We start from the raw sequence: 18,935 nt of genomic DNA on the forward strand, positions 1-18,935 counted from the left end.
TAACTGCTTCGTTGACCGTCTTCTGTTCGCTCGTCCCCCGTGTATTTGACGATATAAGGGGCGAGCCAGGCGCGCAGCGATCCTTCGTGTTTGCCCCATACCTCCCTCTCAAGGAATGCAAGCACGAGCATGACGGCTAGAAAGGCAACAACGGCCCGGCGGCGCGGGCGCGCAACGTTCGCACCCGGTTCATGCCAGGCGGCGTGGGCATGCTGGTCACGTCTCGCGGGCCGATGCATTTTCGTCGCTCCTTCCAGGGCTTGACGTCACGGCGACCATCGCCCGTCATCAACGAGGATCGAAAACTCGACGCCGATCGGCACGGCCGCCAGCGGCTGAAGGCTGGGTCAGCTAGTCCATATCGTCAATGCATTGTGAGTTGCCTCCCGATCGGAATGAAACGAATTTGTTCTGATATCCAAAGGAGCCGCGTGGGTTGTTTTACATTCGGCTGTTGGAGTGCTCACAAAAGGCGCACAACAAACAAACCACGCAGGGTAAAGTCCGTAGAACTCGCTCACTTGCGATGACTTCGATATAACCCGGCACTTCTCCATGCGTAGAAACTCAGCAAGGCTCTTCATCGCAGTCCTCATGCTCATCACCACCAGTTGGTCGCACGCGGCAAGTTTCGATTGCAGCAACGCCAAAACCAGGATTGAGCATTTAATCTGTGATCACCCGGAACTTGGCAGACTGGACGATGAACTTGGCAACGTGTTCCAGACTGCCCTCGGCGAGGCTGCCGACCCGTCATCGCTCGTTCAGTCGCAGCGTGAATGGATAAAAACACGTAATCGCTGCATTGATGTCGAATGCCTCGAAAATATCTATTCGAAGCAAATCGCCTCAATAAAAAACGTCAAGCACGCGCAATGGAAAACCTACAGTGACCCTGATCTCGGCATTTCATTCGAATACCCCGGAAATCGCTGGATCAAGAAGCCCTGTCGCCCCTACTCCGGAAATCGTTGCGTAGCGCTGGCAGGTCGCAATATGGGGACTAGCGACTACATCATTGCGTTTGAGGTCGTGGCAGGGACACTGGCGAAAGTGGCCACCGATGAAGCCGGCTTTAGCCTCGAAGAGGGCAAATGGGTCGTCTCAGGAGATGCCACCGCGGAAGTCGAGTCCTTTGATGGTCCCGGCTGGAAAGGGATGCGAGCGGCGAGCGCGTGTGAAGTATTTGATCCTGAGTCCGGCCCCCACACGGGCTTTTGCATCAATGCGGTGATCTCTAACGGGAAACGTGCGGTCGTCACCAATACGGAAGGATCCATTGGCGATGACGCGGATACGGCGCGCAGTATCGAGTCGATTCGATTTCTAAAATAGATTTAGAGGTGTGCGCACCTTCCCGCCAGGTCGGCAACGGCAATGCTACCGTCGCCTACCCGTCAACCTGGCGGAGCCGTTACTACGGCTGTGCGTTGTGCTGTGCGGACACGGCCACGGGTGCCTGAGCAACGTCCGACGCAGACGTAGCGACGGACGCTGACGCGGACTGGGCTTGGGCCGCAGTGGCCTGGACCGTCAGTGGCTGGGCCGCCAGACTCTGGACCTCCTGGGCGCAGTCGTCCGAGGGGACAACATGGGCACGAGCCAACAGCGTTTGAAGCCCGTCGATCTTTCGCTGATCTTCAGCCAATACGGATTGGCACTGGGCCTGCACCTGTTCCAATCCCTGGTGATCCAGAATCGACTGGAGATGCTGGGCCATCTGCTCGCGGTCTTCCACATGCGGCGCCTGGAGACCGAGAACGCGTAAGCTCTCCAGGACCGCTGGTTGGCACGCGCCGGTGTAGTTCAACACCTGCTCACAGACCTGGGGCAGAACCCACGTGGGAGCGCGTCGGGTCTGGGCGGACCACAGATCTTGCGTGGTCGGCGCCCGTTGAACAAGGTGCACCTCGCCGTAGTGCACCGTGTGCTTCTGCATTCGCACACGATGCAAATATCTGTGCCCGCCTGCATGGGCCATCGCCACTCGCGTGTGTTTCGCACGTTCCTCGTGTTCAGTGCGCTCCTCGTGTTTCGAGCGCCCGGCGTGCTGCGCGTGCTCAGTCCTGCGTCGTCCATGCGAGCGGGCGACGACCATCGGATGACGGGATTGCTGGACGTGGTGAACCTTGGTGTTATGGGCGTCAGCACCGTGATGCCCCTTGGTCTGCGTGTTCGCATGGGCGACATGAGCGATCAACGAGCAGCCCATGATCATCACCATTACGTTAATTCCCGTTCTTTTCCTGCTGTACTCCACTCCTCTGTCCTCTCACTCCTTGGGCACAGTTGTGTGTTAACGGCAATAAATGGGCTGCCTTTAGCTTCTTGCCCGGATAGATTCAGTCGCTCACGCCGATAGCGCGAAACATTCGAGCCAAGTGTCTAACGCCCCTCGAACAGCGCAACGTTCGCGTCGTACGCCGCCTGCTGGCGCCGGAATGCATCGTCCAGATGTTCGCGCAGTGCCTGTTCGGCAGCATCGGGATCATGCTTCTCCAGCGCATCCAGCACGCGCTGATGCTGCTTGAGCGTCACGTCGGCCACCACCGGGTCGCGCACGGTCACATGACGAACGCGGTCGATCGGCGCGCGCGCGAATTCGACCAGTTGCTGGACACGCGGCAGACGCGCCGCCGTGCAGACCGTGGCGTGAAACGCGTTATCGCAGGCAATCGCCGCCACTGCGTTGTTGCGCTCGATCGCACGCCGATGCGCTTCCTGAATGTCGTGGAGCTGTTCGAGCTCACGCGTCGAAATGATCTCGGCGGCACGCCGGATGCTGGCGATTTCCAGCACCTGACGAATCAACGCGCTTTCCGCGAACTGCTCCCGCTTCACCGGCGCGACGAAAGTGCCCGATTGCGCCGCGATGCGCACCAGCTCCTCTCGCGCCAGTTGCAGCAAGGCCTCGCGCACCGGCGTGCGCGAAATACCGAGCGCATCGGCCAGTGCGCGTTCGAACACGACATCGTCGGGTTGCAACGTCATGGTCACGATGGCGTCGCGCAGGAGCTGATAAAGCTGCGTCGACAGCGCCTTCGAGCGGTCCAGCGAAAAGTCGGCGGGAAGCAGCCGGGCGACGAATGCGTCCGGTTCGTTACGGTCTTCGGTCATATCGGTCTGGATAGCGGTGTGCCCCGACTTCGGAATGGGGGCATGGGTGTCAGTATATTAGTGTCCTAGTCTTTTTACCCCGCTGGCGGCCTGTTCACCAGGGTTTTCCCGCGATCTGGCAATGCGCAGTTGCCGTTCACCGGAGAACTCCCTATCATTTGCGTACTAATATATTAGTTGACTAGTGCATTGAGCACCTACGCGTACCCCACGCAGGAGACACCATGCAATTCGAAGACACCGCCGCCCGCCACGAGGTTGAGACGGCCCGCGCCGCAGCCCATGCCGCCGCGCCTACCGCCGTTCGCTGGCGCATTTTCTGGATCCTGTTGCTGCTTTCGTCGATCAACTACATCGACCGCGCCTCGCTGTCGGTCGCGCTGCCGATCGTCTCGACCGAATTCAATCTCACGCCGGCCATGGAAGGCGTGCTGCTGAGCGCCTTCTTCTGGACCTATGCGCTGATGCAGATTCCGAGCGGCCTGCTGGTCGATCGCTTCAAGGCGCGCAACATCGTGGGCGTGGCGACGATTGCCTGGGGCGCATGCCAGGCCTTTGCCGCGGGCTGCTTTCACTGGATGCCGCTACTCCTCACGCGGCTGGGTCTGGGCGTGGCCGAATCGCCGATCATGCCCGCAGGCGCGAAGCTGGCCGGTTCGTGGCTCACGCCGTCCGAACGCGGCCGCGGCGCGGCGCTGCTCGACGGCGGCGCACCCCTCGGCTCGGCCTTCGGCGCGATCATCATCACCGCGCTGATTGCCTGGCTGGGCTCGTGGCGCCTCGCTTTCGTGGTGGCGGGCGTCGGCACGGTGGTGGTCGGCGTGCTGGCCTGGTGGTACATCCGCAATCATCCTGCCGAGCACCCGGGCGTCAACGCCGCCGAACTGGCTCACGTCGAAGCGGCGCGCCGCCAGCCCAGCGCCCATGCGCCGCGCGAGCGTCTGCCGCTGCGCGCCGTGCTGGCCGATCGCTCCGTGCTGTTCATGTTCGCGAGCTGGGCCTGCTACAACAGCGTGTTCTACGGCCTGATGACGTGGATGCCGAGCTACCTGCACAAGGCGCACGGCTTCGACCTCAAGCAGATGGGCGGCGCAACCTTCGTGATCTTCATGTGCGGCTTTATCGGCGAACTGTTTGGCGGCTGGCTCGCCGACAAATGGCGCGCAGCAGGCGGCGAAGCCAATCGCGTGATGAAGTCGATGTTCAGCTTCGCGGGCCTGGCCTCGGCGGCGGCGATTCTCGCCGTGAGCTATGCGAGCGGTCTCGTGAGCGTCGTCGTCCTGCTCTCGATCGCCCTCTTCTTTATCCGCTGGTGCGGCATGTTCTGGGGCGTGCCCGCCACGCTCGGCGGCCAGTCGCGCGCCGGCCTGCTGGCCGGTGCCATGAACTTCTCCGGCAACATCGTCGGCGTGGTGGTGCCCATCCTGATCGGCATCATCGTGCAGACGACCGGCACCTACTTCCTTGCACTCATGTTCTTCGTCGCCGCTGCATTCGGCCTCGCGGTGTGCGCGAGCCTGATCGACTATCGCGATCGCGGCCTCGACTGAACCTGCTAACCCTTCCGGTACGAACTCATGCACCCCACTTCCACCGCAGAACTGACGCGCGATACACGTGAAACACGCGATCCGCAGGCGCGCGCCCGCACCATCCGGCTGCATCCCGCCGACGACGTGGTCGTCGCGCTCGAACAGTTGATCGGCGGCATGCCCATCGAAGGCGAAAACATCCGCGCCAGCGGCCTGATTCCGCCGGGCCACAAGGTGGCGACGCGCGCGATCGCGGCGGGCGCGCCGGTACACCGCTACGGCCAGATCATCGGTTTTGCGCGGCAGCCGATCGCCGCAGGCGAGCACGTGCATACGCACAATCTCGACATGGGCGAGTTCGCACGCGACTATGCATTCGGCCAGGGCGCCCGCGCCACCGACTACGTGCCCGAGTCTCAACGCGCGACCTTCGATGGCATCGTGCGGGCAGACGGGCGTGTGGGCACGCGCAATTACATCGGTATCCTGACTTCCGTGAACTGCTCGGCCACGGTCGCGCGCGCAATCGCCGATCACTTCCGCCGCGACATCCACCCCGAAGCGCTCGCCGATTACCCCAATGTCGACGGCGTGGTCGCGCTCACCCACGGCGTGGGTTGTGCCGTCGATACCGAAGGCGAAGCGCTCGCGATGCTTCAGCGCACGCTGGGCGGCTACGCGTGTCACGCCAACTTCGCGAGCGTGCTGGTGATCGGCCTGGGCTGCGAGACGAACCAGATTCCACGTCTGCTCGAATCGCAGGGCCTCAAGGAGCACGCCGGTCTGCGCACGTTCACGATCCAGGACACGGGCGGCACGGCGAAGACGATTGCCAAGGGCATCGACATCGTCAATTCGATGCTGGCCGATGCGAACGCCGTGCGCCGCCAGCCGGTGAGTGCGAGCCATCTGAGCGTGGGCCTGCAATGCGGCGGCTCGGACGGCTACTCGGGCATCACCGCGAATCCGGTGCTGGGCGCGGCAGTGGATCGGCTCGTGCGCCACGGCGGCACGGCCATCCTGTCGGAAACGCCGGAAATCTACGGCGCCGAACATCTGCTCACGCGTCGCGCCCTCACGCCTGAAGTGGGCGAAAAGCTCGTCGCGCGCATCCGCTGGTGGGAAGCGTATTGCGCCCGTCATAACGCCGCGATGAACAACAATCCTTCGGCGGGCAACAAGGCAGGCGGCCTCACGACCGTGCTGGAAAAGTCGCTGGGCGGCATCGCCAAGGCTGGCAGCACGAATCTGGTCGAAGTCTATGAATACGCCCAGCCCGTCAACGCAAAAGGCCTCGTTTTCATGGACACACCGGGCTACGACCCGATTTCCGCGACGGGTCAGGTGGCGGGCGGCGCGAACCTCATCTGCTTCACCACGGGACGCGGCTCGGCGTATGGCTGCGCGCCTACGCCCTCGCTCAAGCTCGCGACCAACAGCGCGCTGTGGAAGCGCCAGTCCGACGACATGGACCTGAATTGCGGCGGCGTGGTGGATGGCGGCGACGATATCGATGCGCTCGGCGAGGTGCTGTTTCGCATGATGCTCGACACCGCGTCGGGCAAGCGCACGCGCAGCGAGCTTCACGGTTACGGCCAGAACGAATTCGTGCCCTGGCAGATTGGCGCGATTACCTGAATCGCACACTGCATCGCATTCCGAACTATTTTCCAAGGACACCCAGGCCCATGACGACGCCAACCTTCCCTACGCCCTATCGCGGCGTGTTCCCGGTCATGCCGACCATTTTCACCGATAGCGGTGAACTCGATCTCGATGGCCAGCGTCGCTGCACCGACTTCATGATCGACGCAGGCTCGAACGGCCTGTGCATTCTCGCGAACTTCTCCGAACAGTTCTCGCTCACCGACGCCGAGCGAGACACGGTCATGCGCACCGTGCTCGAACAGGTCGCGGGCCGCGTGCCCGTGATCGTGACGACTTCGCATTTCAGCGCCCGTGTGTGCGCCGAACGCAGCCGCGCCGCACAGGACGCCGGCGCCGCGATGGTGATGGTGATGCCGCCGTATCACGGCGCGACGCTGCGCGCGAGCGAAGCGGCGATCTACGCCTTCTTCCGTGCGGTTTCCGAGGCCATCACGATCCCGGTGATGATCCAGGACGCGCCGATGAGCGGCACCGCGCTCTCCGTGCCCTTCCTCGCGCGCATGGCGCACGAACTGGACAACATCAGCTACTTCAAGATCGAAGTCCCGCAGGCGGCCGCGAAGCTGCGCGAACTGATCGCCGTGGGCGGCGACGCCATCGTCGGCCCGTGGGACGGCGAAGAAGCGATCACCCTGATTGCCGACCTCGAAGCGGGCGCCACCGGCGCGATGACGGGCGGCGGCTATCCCGACGGCATTCGCCGCATCGTCGATGCGTGGGCGGCTGGCCGCATCGAGGAAGCCGAGCAGGAATATCAGCGCTGGCTGCCGCTCATCAATCACGAAAACCGCCAGGGCGGGATCGCTACGGCGAAGGCGCTCATGAAAGCAGGCGGCGTGATTGCGTCCGACGCCGTGCGCGCGCCCCTGCCCGGCATCGCCGAACCCACCCGCGCCAGCCTGCTGCGCATCGCGAAGCGTCTCGATCCGCTCGTGCTGCGCTGGGGCCGTTAAGCACGCCCTCGTTTCACATTCACACCGGACCACAGGAAGGACCATGCAGATTTCAGGCAGCGCGCTCATCGGCCAACGCAGCGTCGCGGGCGAACCCGCATTTCGCGCGATCGATCCCGTCAGCGGCGCGCAACTCGAACCCGCCTTCGCCCGCACCTCGGCGCAAGACGTCGCGCTCGCGTGCGAACTCGCCGCCCAGGCTTTCGATCGCTACCGCGACACCTCGCTCGAACAACGTGCAGCCTTTCTCGAACGGATCGGCGCGTGCATCGTCGAACTCGGCGATGCGCTCATCGAGCGTTGCGTCGCCGAAACGGGCCTGCCGCGCGCACGCATCGAAGGCGAGCGCGGCCGCACCATCGGCCAGTTGAAACTGTTCGCGGACGTAGTGCGCGCGGGTGATTTTCTCGGTCTGCGCATCGATCCCGCCCAGCCGGAGCGCAAACCCGCGCCACGTGTCGATTTGCGCATGCGCCAGATCGCGCTCGGTCCCGTGGCGGTGTTCGGTGCGAGCAATTTCCCGCTCGCCTTCTCGGTCGCGGGCGGCGATACGGCGGCGGCGCTCGCGGCGGGCTGCCCGGTAGTCGTGAAGGCGCATCCCGCCCACCCCGGCACATCGGAACTGGTCGGCCGCGCCATCCAGCAGGCCGTGCGTGACTGCGCGTTGCCTGAAGGCGTTTTCTCGCTCGTCTTCGACGATGGAATCGACGCGGGTATTGCGCTGGTCGACAATCCGCACATCAAGGCCGTGGGTTTCACGGGCTCGCGCGCGGGTGGCATGGCGCTCATGCAACGCGCGGCGCGCCGTCCTGAACCGATCCCGGTGTACGCGGAAATGAGCAGTATCAATCCTGTCCTGCTGTTGCCGAATGCGCTCGCCCGTCGCGCCGAAGCCATCGGTCAGGCATTTGCCGCGTCGCTGACGCTCGGCACCGGCCAGTTCTGCACCAACCCCGGCCTGATCCTGGGCATCGATGGACCGGACCTGCAACGCTTCATCGAATCAGCCGCCGCGGCGCTGGAAACCCTGCCCGCCACGCCCATGCTCACAGCGGGCATACACGGTGCGTACGAGCGTGGCGTTGAAAACATGGCGGCACAACCGGGCGTCGATCAGGCCGGCGTTGGCGCGGCCTCGCGCGACCGCTGCGTGAACGCGGGCCGCGGTGCGTTGTTCGTGACGCAGGCAGCCGTGTTCGCGCAACAGCCTGCCCTGCACGACGAAATCTTCGGGCCGGCTTCGCTCGTGGTGCGCTGCCCCGATGCGAACACGCTGCAGTCCATCGTCGAACAACTCGAAGGCCAATTGACGATTGCGCTCCATCTGGACGACGCCGATCACGACCTCGCGCGCGCCCTGTTGCCGACGCTCGAACGGCGCGCGGGCCGCGTGCTCGTGAATGGTTTCGGAACCGGCGTGGAGGTGGGGCATGCGATGGTGCACGGCGGGCCGTTCCCCGCGACTTCGGATGGCCGCTCGACTTCGGTGGGCAGTCTCGCCATCGCGCGGTTCCTGCGCCCGGTGAGCTATCAGGATATGCCCGACGCGCTACTGCCCGCTTCGCTGCGTGATGGCAACCCGCTCGCCTTGCGGCGCAGCCGCGACGGCGTGCCGGTTTAGATTGTCATTCGTCGCGCTCCGCATCCATTCGGCTCGCGGGGCGCGATCACCTGATCTACGACCTGCCACGCACGCGATTCGCGCCTGCCTTTTGTAGAGATTTGTACAGATTTGTACAACAGCCTAAAGCGAGATGAAATACAACCGTAATCCTGAGTGAATGTCTGCGCGGCCGTACGCCATCTTGCGGCCCACCAAACACAACTCGTCAAAGGATTCCGTCATGTCCCTATCCTCAGTGAACGGTTCGACCTCTGCATACGAGGCCTATTTCGGCTTCGCGCAAAAGCAGTCAGCGTCGTCGGACTCGCCCGATCGTGCCACGCTCAACAGCTTTTCGACCCAGCAAACGGTCACGGCGATCAATACCAGCACCGGCGCGGCCGAAACGCAAACGCTGCGCGCCACGCCGCTTGCAGTTGCATGGGCGCCCCAGATGTTCGTACAGGGCGACAAGAACAACGACGACTCCCTGTCGCTCGACGAATTTCAGGCGCAACTCGCGCGCGCCGGCGTAGGCGCCGACGACGCAAAGCAGCTTTTCAGCAGCTTCGACACGTCCGACGACGGACAGGTATCGCTTACCGAGTTCGTGACGGGCGTGAACAAGAGCATTGCGAGCGGAAGCCAGGTGTTCAACGATCTTCTGGATTCCTATACACGAGATGCGGACGGCAATCTGGACCAGGCCAAAACCGATAACTTCCTGAGCACCGGCCTGAGCCTGGCCGAAACGTTCTGGAAAAATCTCGGCTAACGACCCAAACGCGCCGGCCGCGTACCGCCCTGCATCGGGCCGCAATACATGTTGCCATGCCGTGTTGGTGTGCCCGATACACCACGCTATACAAGCGTATGATTCCGCCTGACGGATTGCGCCATTAGTATCGGCACGTCGATACGCGCTGGAATTCCGCTCCTTCGCGATATCGTTGCTCAGGAGATCATGCGTGTCCGCTGCTCATCACGTCTGCGTGGTCGACGACGATCAGTCGATCCGGATCGCCCTCGCCAGTTTGCTACGCTCTCTCGAATACGAAGTCGAGACATTCGAATCGGGCACCGACGCGCTGCGCTGGCTCGCCTGGCACCAGACCGCGTGCGTCGTTTCCGACCTTCAAATGCCGGGTCTGTCGGGCCTGCAACTGTGCCAGGCCATGCTCGACATGGGCATACGCACGCCGGTCCTGCTGATTACGGCCTATCCCACCGCTCAGAGCGAGGCAAAGGCCCTTGGGCTGGGGGTTCACGCATTCCTCACGAAGCCCGTCAGTGCACGGGTACTGGAAATGCACGTGCAGAACGCAATCGCGGCGGGATTAACGGGCAGATAAAGACGGGACGCGTTAGGCTGCCATCCCGCCCGTCGCGTCCTGTTCCGCCGCGCAGAGTTCGAAGCAGAAGGTCGCGCCGCTATCGTCATTGTTGGAAGCCCAGATCACGCCGCGATGTTCCTCGATAATCGAGCGGCAAATCGACAGCCCCAGTCCCATCCCATCCGATTTCGTCGTGAAGAACGGCTCGAACAGCCTTTCGACGATCTCGCCGTCGATGCCCGTGCCCGAATCGCTCACGCTCACGCGCACGGATTGCACGCCCGAGCGTTCCGCCGAGATTTTCAGCACCCGGTTGCCGCTGGACGAGCGCAGGATCGAGTGCATGCCGTTGAAGATCAGGTTCATCACCACCTGCTGAATCTGGATCTTGTCGGCGGCCACCTTCGGTAGATCGCTCTCGCCTGTGACGCGCAGGCGAATATCGTGCTTCTCCATTTCCTGCCGCACCAGCGCGGCGACTTCGGTCACGGTTTGCGTCAAGTCGATGGGCGTGCGATTCGAGGGCTCCTTGCGCGCGAGCGCACGCAGTCGATTGATGACCTCGCTCGCACGATCCGCATCGCTCACAATGCGCGCGAGATTGTTGCGCGCTTCGTCGATCGACGGCACCGCACGGTTGAGCCAGCGCATGCCCGCCTCGCCGTGCGTGATGATCGCCATGAGCGGTTGCTTGAGGTCGTGCGCGAGCGATGCCGTCAGTTCGCCCAGCGTCGAAACACGCGTGACATGCGTGAGTTCGGCTTGTGCGCGCAACAGCGCATTCTGCGCCTGATGGATTTCAGTCATGTCGGCGAGCGCGCCCACATATTCCACCGCCCGCGAAGCGGACGCGATGGGCCTCGCCACCATGCGCAAATATTTGAGCGCGCCCGTGGCCACCTGCACCCGATATTCGACCTCGATAATCGACGCGCCCTCTTCCGCTTCGCGCAAGGCGCGCCTGACCTGATCGACATCGTCGGGGTGAATGCGCTCGAGCATGAGGCCCATATGCGCTCGTGGGGGCTCCTCCATTTCGAGGATCCGGTACGTCTGTGCCGAGCATGTCATCTCGCGCGAATCCACATTCCAGCCAAGACTGCCGATATTGCTGAGCCGCTGCGCTTCCGATAGATACATCTCGCTACGGCGCAGGGCGTCTTCGAAAGCACGCCGGTCGGTAATGTCTGTCGTCGAGCCGATATATTCGCGCGTACCGTTTTCGCCGCCCGACCAGGGTCGGAAAATGACCTGCAATCTGCGCAGACTGCCGTCAGCTTGCACCGTCGAGAACTCGAAGCGATAGAGCGCGTCCTCGCTCACCGCCTGTACGAAAATCTCCTTGAAACGCGGGTGATCGTCGACATGCACGCGCGCCAGACACATTTCGATCGTAGGCTGCTCGCAGGAAAATTCCACGCCCCAGAGCTCGTAATTTTCTCGCGACCACAGTAACCGGCCCGTCACCGTATTCCAGATAAACGTGCCCGTCTTGCTGATGCGCTGGCCTTCCTCCAGAAAGGCCTCGCTGCGTCTGAGCCGCTGTTCGGTGTGGCGGCGCTCGACATTCTCGCGTTTGAGTTCCGAATACAGCCGCGCGTTCTCGATTGAAATGGCGGCCTGCGTCACCAGCATATTCATCAGGTTGACCCGCGCGGCGTCGAACACGAAAGGCGTGAGGCCATTCTCCATATACAGCACGCCCACCAGTCCCGCGTGCCGCAATAGCGGCATACAAAGCATCGAACGGCAGCGCCCGGCCTTCAGATAAGCATCCTCGTGAAAGTCGTTCGGTTCCGCACCATCGTCGATGACGACGGTTTCGTGCGCTCTGGCGACATGCCGAATCACCGCGAGCGGCACCAACGACTCACACAGATCCATCTCCCGGGCTTCGATCGTCATGCCGCTGCCTTCGAAACCGGCTTCCGCCGCAATCTGCAAACGCTCGCCCTGCCAGAGCATGAGCAACGCGCGCTGCGCGCCGCTGTGGCGAACCGCGATCTGCATGAATGCATGCACGAGTTTGTCCAGGTCGATCTCGCTCGACACGGCCTGAGACAACTGCACCATCGCCGCGACATCGACTGTGCCGACCAGTGCGGCCTGACCCGCGGCGTTGCGCGCGGCAAGCGCGGTTTCGCGCAGGTAGTGGAATTCCTGTTCGAGGCTGCGTACTTTCGCTTCGGCGCCCCACCGCGCGTAGGCGTCCCGCGCCGAGCGCAGGCAAGCCTGCGCAACCGATGTCAAACCGCGTTGCCTGTAAAAGTGCGCCGAGCATTCGCGCGCCATCGCCTCGTAATGCGGCTGCCCGTTCTCCCGCGCGAGTTCGATGGCGCGCTCGTATTCCTGCTCGGCCTGCGCATCATCGCCTACGAACCGCGCATATTCGGCCATGACCAGCGCGTAGCGGCTGCCGTAATTCTCGGGCGCGCCTTCGGCCCAGGTCTTCAACCGTTCAATGGCATCGACGAGTTCGCGTTCTCCGTTGCCACGCGCTTCCTGATGGGCTTCCTCGCCGAGCACGCGCACGAGCGCCAGCGCGCGCAGAAAATAATAGGTCACCTCGATCGGCATCGCCATCACGGCGCCCAGGAACGGCTCGACTTCCCTTGCGCGCGCAACGGTAGCGGTAAAAGCGCTGCTCAGGAAATCCTGCTTCATTTCCATGATCGCCGCAAAGACGATCCCGCAGCCGAACTGCGTTTCATGCAGCAACGCCAGGTGCGCTTCATACGTGGACGTTACACCGGAGTCCGTGGCCTTGACGCCCTGCAAACGCAGCAGGAACCTCAATTCGAGTTCGATCGTGGCGCAGATCGTCTGATTGCGCAGCTCACTCGCAAAACGCAAATTCTCGCGGCAAAGACGAGTGACTTCGTCGAGGTGTTCGCCGCGCTCGTAGGCCTGCCAGATACTTTCGAACGCAATATAGCCAGCGTAAATGAAGTTGCCGGCCTCCACGCATTGGCTCATGGCGTGGCTCAATACGGGAATCGCCGCGCGAAACGGTCGCCGCCAGATCAGAATATGATCGCCATGCAAATGCAGCAAGGTGCCGTTCAGACGCGCTTCGCCATGATGCTTGTTCACCGCCAGCGCAAGTTCCGAAAAGCACAACGCCAGATCGAAATCGCGCGCCACCCCCACCAGCAGCAGCGCGTAAATCGCATAGACGTAACCCGCCAGACGTGAATTTCCGCGCGTGAGACACAACTCCAGCGCCTCGATCACCAGCACCGGAAACAGCTTTTGCCGGGAGATATAGGCGCTGGGGATCGCATCGATAATCAGGCCGAGCACGGCATCGAGCCGGGGGTCTTCCACGCAACCCCGTGTCAGCAATCCGGCAACCGCAGGAGCCGGGTATTGCGCGCGCACCGCGGCAAGCCTGTGTTCGACCCGCGCATCGCTATCGCCCTGCACGTCGATCTCCAACAGCGCAAGTGCCTCGATCGTCGTATCGACCGCGCGCCGGTAATTCCCGCACGCCTGATGAATACGAATTTCCGTGCGCCGCGCGCTCGTGCGTTGCAGCAGATTGCCCGCATGCCGGGCCGCATTGCGCGCGGTGTCGAGCGCCCGTTCGAAGTCGCCCGTCAGGCACTCACATTCGGCGAGATCAAGCAGCAACCGGAACACGTCGACACGCGCCTCGCTCACCCCGTATTGCACGATCAGCTTTTGCGCGTGAGTCAGATACTCGCGCGCCGAACCCCATGCGGCCGCCGCCCGCGCCGCATCGCCCGCCACCACATCGAGTTCGACCAGCCGCGCAAGATCTTCCCGGCACAGAATGCGCTGCGAGCGGTTCAAATGCCCGACGACTTCGAACACCTCGGCGGTCGTCGGCGCTTCGGGCATCGCGCCCAGCAGCCTCGCGCCAATCTGCGCATGCGCGCGCTCGCGCGCCGCTTCGTCCAGCATCGCGTACGACGCTTCCTGCACGCGGTCGTGCGCAAAACGGTAAGCATCGCCCTTGCGCGACACGAGACCCGCGTGCTCGGCTTCGCGCAGCGTTTCCTGCACCTTCTGCGTGTCCGCGCCCAGCACGCGGGACAGCGCGCCGATGCGCGCCGTTGCGCCAACACACGCAAACAGCGCCAACACCTGTTTGGTCGCATCATGCAGGCGCGTGAGCCGCAGCGTCAGCAGATCGACGACGTTATCGGTGTAGCCCTTCTCGCGAATCCTGTCGATATCCCACGTCCAGCCCTCGCCAGGCGCGGCCGCCACGATAAGCCGCTCCTGCATCAACTCGCGCAGGAATTCGATTGTGAAGAACGGATTGCCCGCCGTTTTTTCGAAAATCACCGATGCCAGCGGCGTGACGGTTTCGGGCGGCGCGCCCAGCGCCTCCGCGATCAGGATCACGACGTCGGCAAGCGTGAGCGGCAACAAACCGATTCTCGCCGTCGCCTTGCGCCCGAACAGAATGCTGTTGAGCCGCTCGCTCGCCACCCGCGAGCGGCCAGGATCGACACTGCGATGCGCGAGCACCAGCAGGAGATGGGTGATTTCGTTATCCGAAGCCAGTCCGTCGATGATTTCCAGCGTGCCGGTATCGAGCCACTGCACGTCGTCGAGCATGAGCACAAGCGGGCGCTGCCGGTCAGAAAACAGCATCAGAAAGCGCTTCAGAATCATCATGAAGCGGTTGGTCGCTTCCTGAGGCGGCAGCGTTTCGACTTCGGGTTGCTGGCCTACCACCGCCGCGATTTCCGGCACCAGACCGACGATCAACGCTCCGCTTTTGCCAACAGCGTCTTCAAAGCGCTGCTTCCACAGCGCGATTTCCGGGCCGGACTTGCCCAGAAGCGGCCGCACGAGCCCGCGCAGCACCTGAACGAAGGCCGCATAGGGAGCGTTGTCGCTGTACTGATCGAATTTGCCCAGCGTGAAGTGCACGCCCGCCGTGCCGATATTGCGCCTGAATTCCTCGATGAGAAACGTCTTGCCGACGCCGGGCTCGCCTTCGACGATCACCGCAACGGCGTCGCCCGTTTTACGCACGCGCTCGAGCGCACCGTGGAGCTGTTCGAGTTCGCGCTGTCGTCCGTACGCCCGCACGGGGAACAGCGCGGGCGCCTGGTGGTCGGCACGGCCGAATTGCGCCGCGCGGACATGCGCACCCTGGGCCACTTCTTCAACGCAAAGCTGAAGGTCCGCCTCGACGCCGGCGGCGCTCTGGTAGCGGTCGTCGACGAATTTGGCCAGCAGCTTGTTGATGACAAAGCCGATCTCGGGTCGGATGTCCGGCACCGTGTGGCTCAAGGGCCGCGGCGTGGTGACGAGATGCGAGTAGATCCACTCGTCGCGCCCCTGCGCCTCGAACGGCAGATGTCCACAGAGCAATTGATACAGCAGCACGCCCAGCGAATACAGGTCGCTGCGCGGATCGTCGCGCTGACCAAGTGCGCTCGTACGTTCAGGAGCGAGATAAGGAAGCTGGCATAACGACACGACGCCGCTCTCGCTGCCGCGCGCGCGATTGCCGCCGATACGGCTGGCGCTGCCGAACCCCGTGATCGAGACACGCAGCGCCTGATCGAGGAACAGATTCTCCGGGCGCAGATCGTAATGCGCGATTCCGCAGGCGTGCATGCCTTTGATCGCGGCGGCAAACGAGGCGGCCAGCGAGAGAAAATGCCCCATGCGCCCCATCGCGCGCTCAGGGCCGCATTCGCCATCTAGCGGCGCTCCATCGCAATCCCGCAGCGTGAGGAGAAACTGGCTGCCCGAGCGAAACAGTCCGAGCGGCCGTATCCCCCATTGCGAGTCGATGGCCGCCCGCAGGCCATATTCGTTTTCGAACGACGCAAGCAGTTCGCGCGAGCCGCGCTCTTCGGACGGCGCTCTCACCAGAATGGCCTGCGCGCTCATCTCGGTGACAACGCGATACATCACCGTGTCGTCCTGGCGCTGGACAAGCTGCGCCGTGACGATGCGCCCGTGAAACTCGGCGGCGCCCGTCGCCTCCCAACCGGGAATATAGGCGCTCGGAAGCCGCCCCGCTCCAACTGCCATACGTCTCCTTGACCCGATTCTGTCCGCGTTCCAGCGTGTTTAATTGCGCGCGTATTGCGTGCCGGCGATGACTTCCATTTTGCGCACGAGGTCGGCGACGGATTGCGCTTCGAGCTTGCGCATGGCCGAACTACGATGGATCTTTACCGTGATTTCGCTGAGCTTCAATTCGCCGGCAATCTGCTTGTTCAGCAGCCCCTCCACTACATACGAGACGACTTCGCGTTCGCGCGACGTCAACAGGTTGTAGCGGGCACGCAGCGACGCCTCCGCCCGGGCGCGCTCGCGCCACGCAGCGTGACGTCCGAGCGCGGTCGAAACGGCGTCGATCACGCGTTGCTCGCGAACCGGCTTGGTCAGAAAATCGATGGCGCCGGCCTTCATGGCCCGCACCGACATTTCAATGTCGCCATGCGCCGTCATGAAGACGATCGGCAGGTCGACTTCATAGCGGCTCGCACTCTGCTGGAAACTCAGGCCGCTCTCGCCCCGCAAGCGCACATCCAGCAGCAGACAACCCGGCATGTCGTCCTTGGGCGCCCGCAGAAAGTCGTCGATGCGCGTAAAGGTGCGAGCCATGAAGCCGCACGAACGCAACAGGCTGGACAGGCCCTCGCAAATCGATTCGTCATCGTCGATGACGTAGACAACGCCGCCTTCGATCACCGGTGCAACCTGCATTGCGCTCTTCTCCATTAGCGTTCCCATGATCAGGCGCGATCCTCGCTATCGATCTGCAACGTCCGGATCTTTCTCACCAGTTCCGCAGTCGTGCGCGCCGCGAGTTTCTTCATGGCGCGCGCGCGGTAAATCTTCACGGTCATTTCGCTGAGTTCCAGTTCGCTCGCCGCCGCCTTGTTCATATAACCGGCGGCAACCAGCAGGGCGATATCGCGCTCACGCGGCGTCAGCATGGCGAACTGCTCTCTTAGCTCGTGCGCCTGCCGGTATTTCGCGAGCCGCACGGCATCGCGGCTCAATGCCTCGCTTACCGACTCGATCATGTCCTGATCGCGAAACGGTTTGGCCAGAAAATTCACGGCGCCCGCCTTCATGGCGCGCACCGACATTTCGATATCGGCGTATCCGCTCATGAATATGATCGGCATGCCAATATCGCTGGTTGCGGCCCACTTCTGAAACTCCAGCCCGCTCTCGCCCTTCAGGCGCACATCGAGTATCAGGCAACTCGGAATATCGACTCGCGCACGCTCACAAAACTGCGCCGTCGTGGCATATGTCTCGACAAGAAATCCCGCCGATTCAAGCAAACTCTTGAGCGCTTCCTGAAGCGTTTCGTCATCGTCGACGACAAAGACTTTTGATCCGCCAGGCTCCACGCAGATCCGGTTCACCGCGCGCATTGCCTCGAAACCGTATGGCGACCCTGATCCCTTTACGCCGCGATTCGCCGCATGGCGTCCTGATTCACGATCGCGGTCGTCAGGGTGCATGCCGCGTTCCTCCGGTATCTGATTTCATGCGTCAGTACAATGGAATGCCCCGCACCTGCCAGGCGTGATATTTGCAACCATTTTGCAAGCCGCTCTTGCTGCGCGACGAGCCGTGGGCCTGGCGCCTTCAACCTTACCGATAATTACGCCGCATATTATCCGCATGTTACCTGGGGATACCGGCAAACCCTATCTATACCTCCGTATAGTTCTAGCGGCCGCGCGACTCCTGTAAGCTGAAGCCGCGTACACGCGCCGCGTCAGCGCCGCCGGCCACGGTGAATCGCCTTATCGTGGCGCGCCCCAGCAATCCAAGGGAGAAAATCATTGTGTACGCCACGGGTATTCTGGGTGGTTGACGACGACCCTTCGGTACGTTGCAGCCTTTCCAGCTTTCTGCGTTCACTCGATTACGACGTCGTGACATTCGCATCCGGCGTGGATGTGCTGGCCGCGCTGAACACCGTTAGCGTACCGCCACACTGCATCATTTCGGACGTGCAGATGCCTGCCATGACCGGCGTCGAGATGTTCCTGCACATGATCGACGCGGATATCCGCATCCCCACGATCTTCATCACCGCCTATCCCATGCCGGAACTCCAGCGTCAAGCACTGGAGAACGGCGCGTGCGCCTTCCTGATCAAACCGGTCAGAGGCAGCGATCTCGAGGTCACGATTGCCGCCGCGCTCGCACAGTAGATAGCACACCGCATCAATATCCCCACGTATAGCGCACCGTTGACTTTGGTATAGGGCCAACCACCCAAGGTCTGATGGAGAGAGCACACGCAGCGGTCTATGCTTCCTGGCGGGCAAGACCCGCTTTGACAACCTCTCGTTCATCCCTCAAGTCAACAGGTGATTTCATGACGCTTCGCTATCAGGTACTGACGGGCGCACTCGCCGTACTGCTTTCGACGGCCGCCCTCGCACAGAGCGCCGCCCCCGCGACCGCAACGGCCGGCGACACCGTCGCCCCGACCAAGGCTCAACTGCGCGCCGAGATGCGTGCCGACCGCGCCGCCAACCATGCACTGGCAAAGCAGGTGCGCGACGCCCTCTACAAGAACAAGGATCTGAACGACACGGATATCGCCGTGTTCGCCAACAAGCGTACCGGCAAGATCATTCTGGCGGGCACGATTCTCGACGAATCGCAGGACCAGATCGCTCAGGATGCCGCGTCGAAAGTAGCGGGCGTCCAGTCGGTCCAGACGAAGCTGACGCTTTACGCAGCGCCCTGA

At 62.7% G+C, this 18,935-nt stretch carries 14 protein-coding genes; 10 read left to right on the forward strand and 4 right to left on the reverse strand.

Annotation, left to right across the window (positions count from 1 at the left end; genetic code table 11):
• Positions 1-594: 594 nt before the first annotated feature.
• A complete protein-coding gene (locus U5782_RS12835) occupies positions 595-1,335 on the forward strand; it encodes a lysozyme inhibitor LprI family protein (protein ID WP_322044192.1) in 741 nt (246 codons plus the stop codon).
• Between the two features lie 256 nt (positions 1,336-1,591).
• Positions 1,592-1,768 carry a hypothetical protein gene (locus U5782_RS12840; RefSeq protein ID WP_322044193.1) on the forward strand — a complete coding sequence of 59 codons (177 nt, stop codon included), beginning with the start codon at positions 1,592-1,594 and terminating at the stop codon, positions 1,766-1,768.
• A gap of 617 nt (positions 1,769-2,385) precedes the next feature.
• Here U5782_RS12840 and U5782_RS12845 read toward each other — a convergent pair.
• Positions 2,386-3,117 carry a GntR family transcriptional regulator gene (locus tag U5782_RS12845; protein WP_322044194.1) on the reverse strand — a complete coding sequence of 244 codons (732 nt, stop codon included), beginning with the start codon at positions 3,115-3,117 and terminating at the stop codon, positions 2,386-2,388.
• 224 nt (positions 3,118-3,341) lie between these two features.
• On the opposite strand from U5782_RS12845, the gene U5782_RS12850 reads away from it, so the two are divergent.
• The 6 genes from U5782_RS12850 (at position 3,342) to U5782_RS12875 (ending at position 10,225) form a co-directional block, all read left to right on the forward strand.
• Complete coding sequence (locus U5782_RS12850; RefSeq protein WP_322044195.1) at positions 3,342-4,667, forward strand: MFS transporter; 1,326 nt, start codon at positions 3,342-3,344, stop codon at positions 4,665-4,667.
• A 27-nt stretch (positions 4,668-4,694) separates the two neighbouring features.
• Positions 4,695-6,287 (forward strand): altronate dehydratase family protein, encoded by a 1,593-nt coding sequence (locus tag U5782_RS12855; RefSeq protein ID WP_322044196.1) that lies wholly within the window; start codon positions 4,695-4,697, stop codon positions 6,285-6,287.
• A gap of 50 nt (positions 6,288-6,337) precedes the next feature.
• Complete coding sequence (locus U5782_RS12860; RefSeq protein WP_322044197.1) at positions 6,338-7,270, forward strand: dihydrodipicolinate synthase family protein; 933 nt, start codon at positions 6,338-6,340, stop codon at positions 7,268-7,270.
• A 43-nt stretch (positions 7,271-7,313) separates the two neighbouring features.
• Complete coding sequence (locus U5782_RS12865) at positions 7,314-8,891, forward strand: aldehyde dehydrogenase (NADP(+)) (RefSeq protein WP_322044198.1); 1,578 nt, start codon at positions 7,314-7,316, stop codon at positions 8,889-8,891.
• Between the two features lie 223 nt (positions 8,892-9,114).
• Positions 9,115-9,648 (forward strand): EF-hand domain-containing protein, encoded by a 534-nt coding sequence (locus tag U5782_RS12870; RefSeq protein ID WP_322044199.1) that lies wholly within the window; start codon positions 9,115-9,117, stop codon positions 9,646-9,648.
• A 193-nt stretch (positions 9,649-9,841) separates the two neighbouring features.
• Positions 9,842-10,225: a response regulator gene (locus U5782_RS12875; RefSeq protein ID WP_322044200.1), complete on the forward strand. Its 384-nt coding sequence runs from the start codon at positions 9,842-9,844 to the stop codon at positions 10,223-10,225.
• 12 nt (positions 10,226-10,237) lie between these two features.
• On the opposite strand, the gene U5782_RS12880 is transcribed toward U5782_RS12875, so the two are convergent.
• The 3 genes from U5782_RS12880 to U5782_RS12890 are packed head-to-tail and all read right to left on the reverse strand — an operon-like array spanning position 10,238 to position 17,688.
• On the reverse strand, positions 10,238-16,234 hold the full coding sequence (locus tag U5782_RS12880) for an AAA family ATPase (RefSeq protein WP_322044201.1): 5,997 nt from the start codon (positions 16,232-16,234) through the stop codon (positions 10,238-10,240).
• Between the two features lie 39 nt (positions 16,235-16,273).
• Positions 16,274-16,930, reverse strand: a complete 657-nt coding sequence (locus U5782_RS12885) for a response regulator transcription factor (protein ID WP_415914312.1) — start codon at positions 16,928-16,930, stop codon at positions 16,274-16,276.
• 14 nt (positions 16,931-16,944) lie between these two features.
• On the reverse strand, positions 16,945-17,688 hold the full coding sequence (locus U5782_RS12890) for a response regulator transcription factor (protein WP_322044203.1): 744 nt from the start codon (positions 17,686-17,688) through the stop codon (positions 16,945-16,947).
• 351 nt (positions 17,689-18,039) lie between these two features.
• Between U5782_RS12890 and U5782_RS12895 the strand changes: the two genes are divergently transcribed.
• The gene (locus tag U5782_RS12895; RefSeq protein WP_322044204.1) at positions 18,040-18,390 is read left to right on the forward strand and encodes a response regulator transcription factor; all 351 of its coding nucleotides are present in this window, start codon (positions 18,040-18,042) and stop codon (positions 18,388-18,390) included.
• Between the two features lie 167 nt (positions 18,391-18,557).
• Positions 18,558-18,935, forward strand: coding sequence for a BON domain-containing protein (locus U5782_RS12900; RefSeq protein WP_322044205.1), 378 nt, complete (start codon positions 18,558-18,560; stop codon positions 18,933-18,935).

It is taken from the genome of Paraburkholderia sp. J67 (genome assembly GCF_905220265.1).
GTDB lineage: Bacteria > Pseudomonadota > Gammaproteobacteria > Burkholderiales > Burkholderiaceae > Paraburkholderia.

Excerpts from the sequence above, each read along its gene's own strand:
- U5782_RS12860 (WP_322044197.1), top strand. The coding sequence starts at position 6,338 with ATGACGACGCCAACCTTCCCTACGCCCTATCGCGGCGTGTTCCCGGTC.
- U5782_RS12870 (WP_322044199.1), top strand. The coding sequence starts at position 9,115 with ATGTCCCTATCCTCAGTGAACGGTTCGACCTCTGCATACGAGGCCTAT.
- U5782_RS12865 (WP_322044198.1), top strand. The coding sequence starts at position 7,314 with ATGCAGATTTCAGGCAGCGCGCTCATCGGCCAACGCAGCGTCGCGGGC.
- U5782_RS12835 (WP_322044192.1), top strand. The coding sequence starts at position 595 with ATGCTCATCACCACCAGTTGGTCGCACGCGGCAAGTTTCGATTGCAGC.
- U5782_RS12880 (WP_322044201.1), bottom strand. The coding sequence starts at position 16,234 with ATGGCAGTTGGAGCGGGGCGGCTTCCGAGCGCCTATATTCCCGGTTGG.
- U5782_RS12890 (WP_322044203.1), bottom strand. The coding sequence starts at position 17,688 with ATGCACCCTGACGACCGCGATCGTGAATCAGGACGCCATGCGGCGAAT.
- U5782_RS12855 (WP_322044196.1), top strand. The coding sequence starts at position 4,695 with ATGCACCCCACTTCCACCGCAGAACTGACGCGCGATACACGTGAAACA.
- U5782_RS12840 (WP_322044193.1), top strand. The coding sequence starts at position 1,592 with ATGGGCACGAGCCAACAGCGTTTGAAGCCCGTCGATCTTTCGCTGATC.
- U5782_RS12900 (WP_322044205.1), top strand. The coding sequence starts at position 18,558 with ATGACGCTTCGCTATCAGGTACTGACGGGCGCACTCGCCGTACTGCTT.
- U5782_RS12845 (WP_322044194.1), bottom strand. The coding sequence starts at position 3,117 with ATGACCGAAGACCGTAACGAACCGGACGCATTCGTCGCCCGGCTGCTT.
- U5782_RS12885 (WP_415914312.1), bottom strand. The coding sequence starts at position 16,930 with ATGGAGAAGAGCGCAATGCAGGTTGCACCGGTGATCGAAGGCGGCGTT.
- U5782_RS12850 (WP_322044195.1), top strand. The coding sequence starts at position 3,342 with ATGCAATTCGAAGACACCGCCGCCCGCCACGAGGTTGAGACGGCCCGC.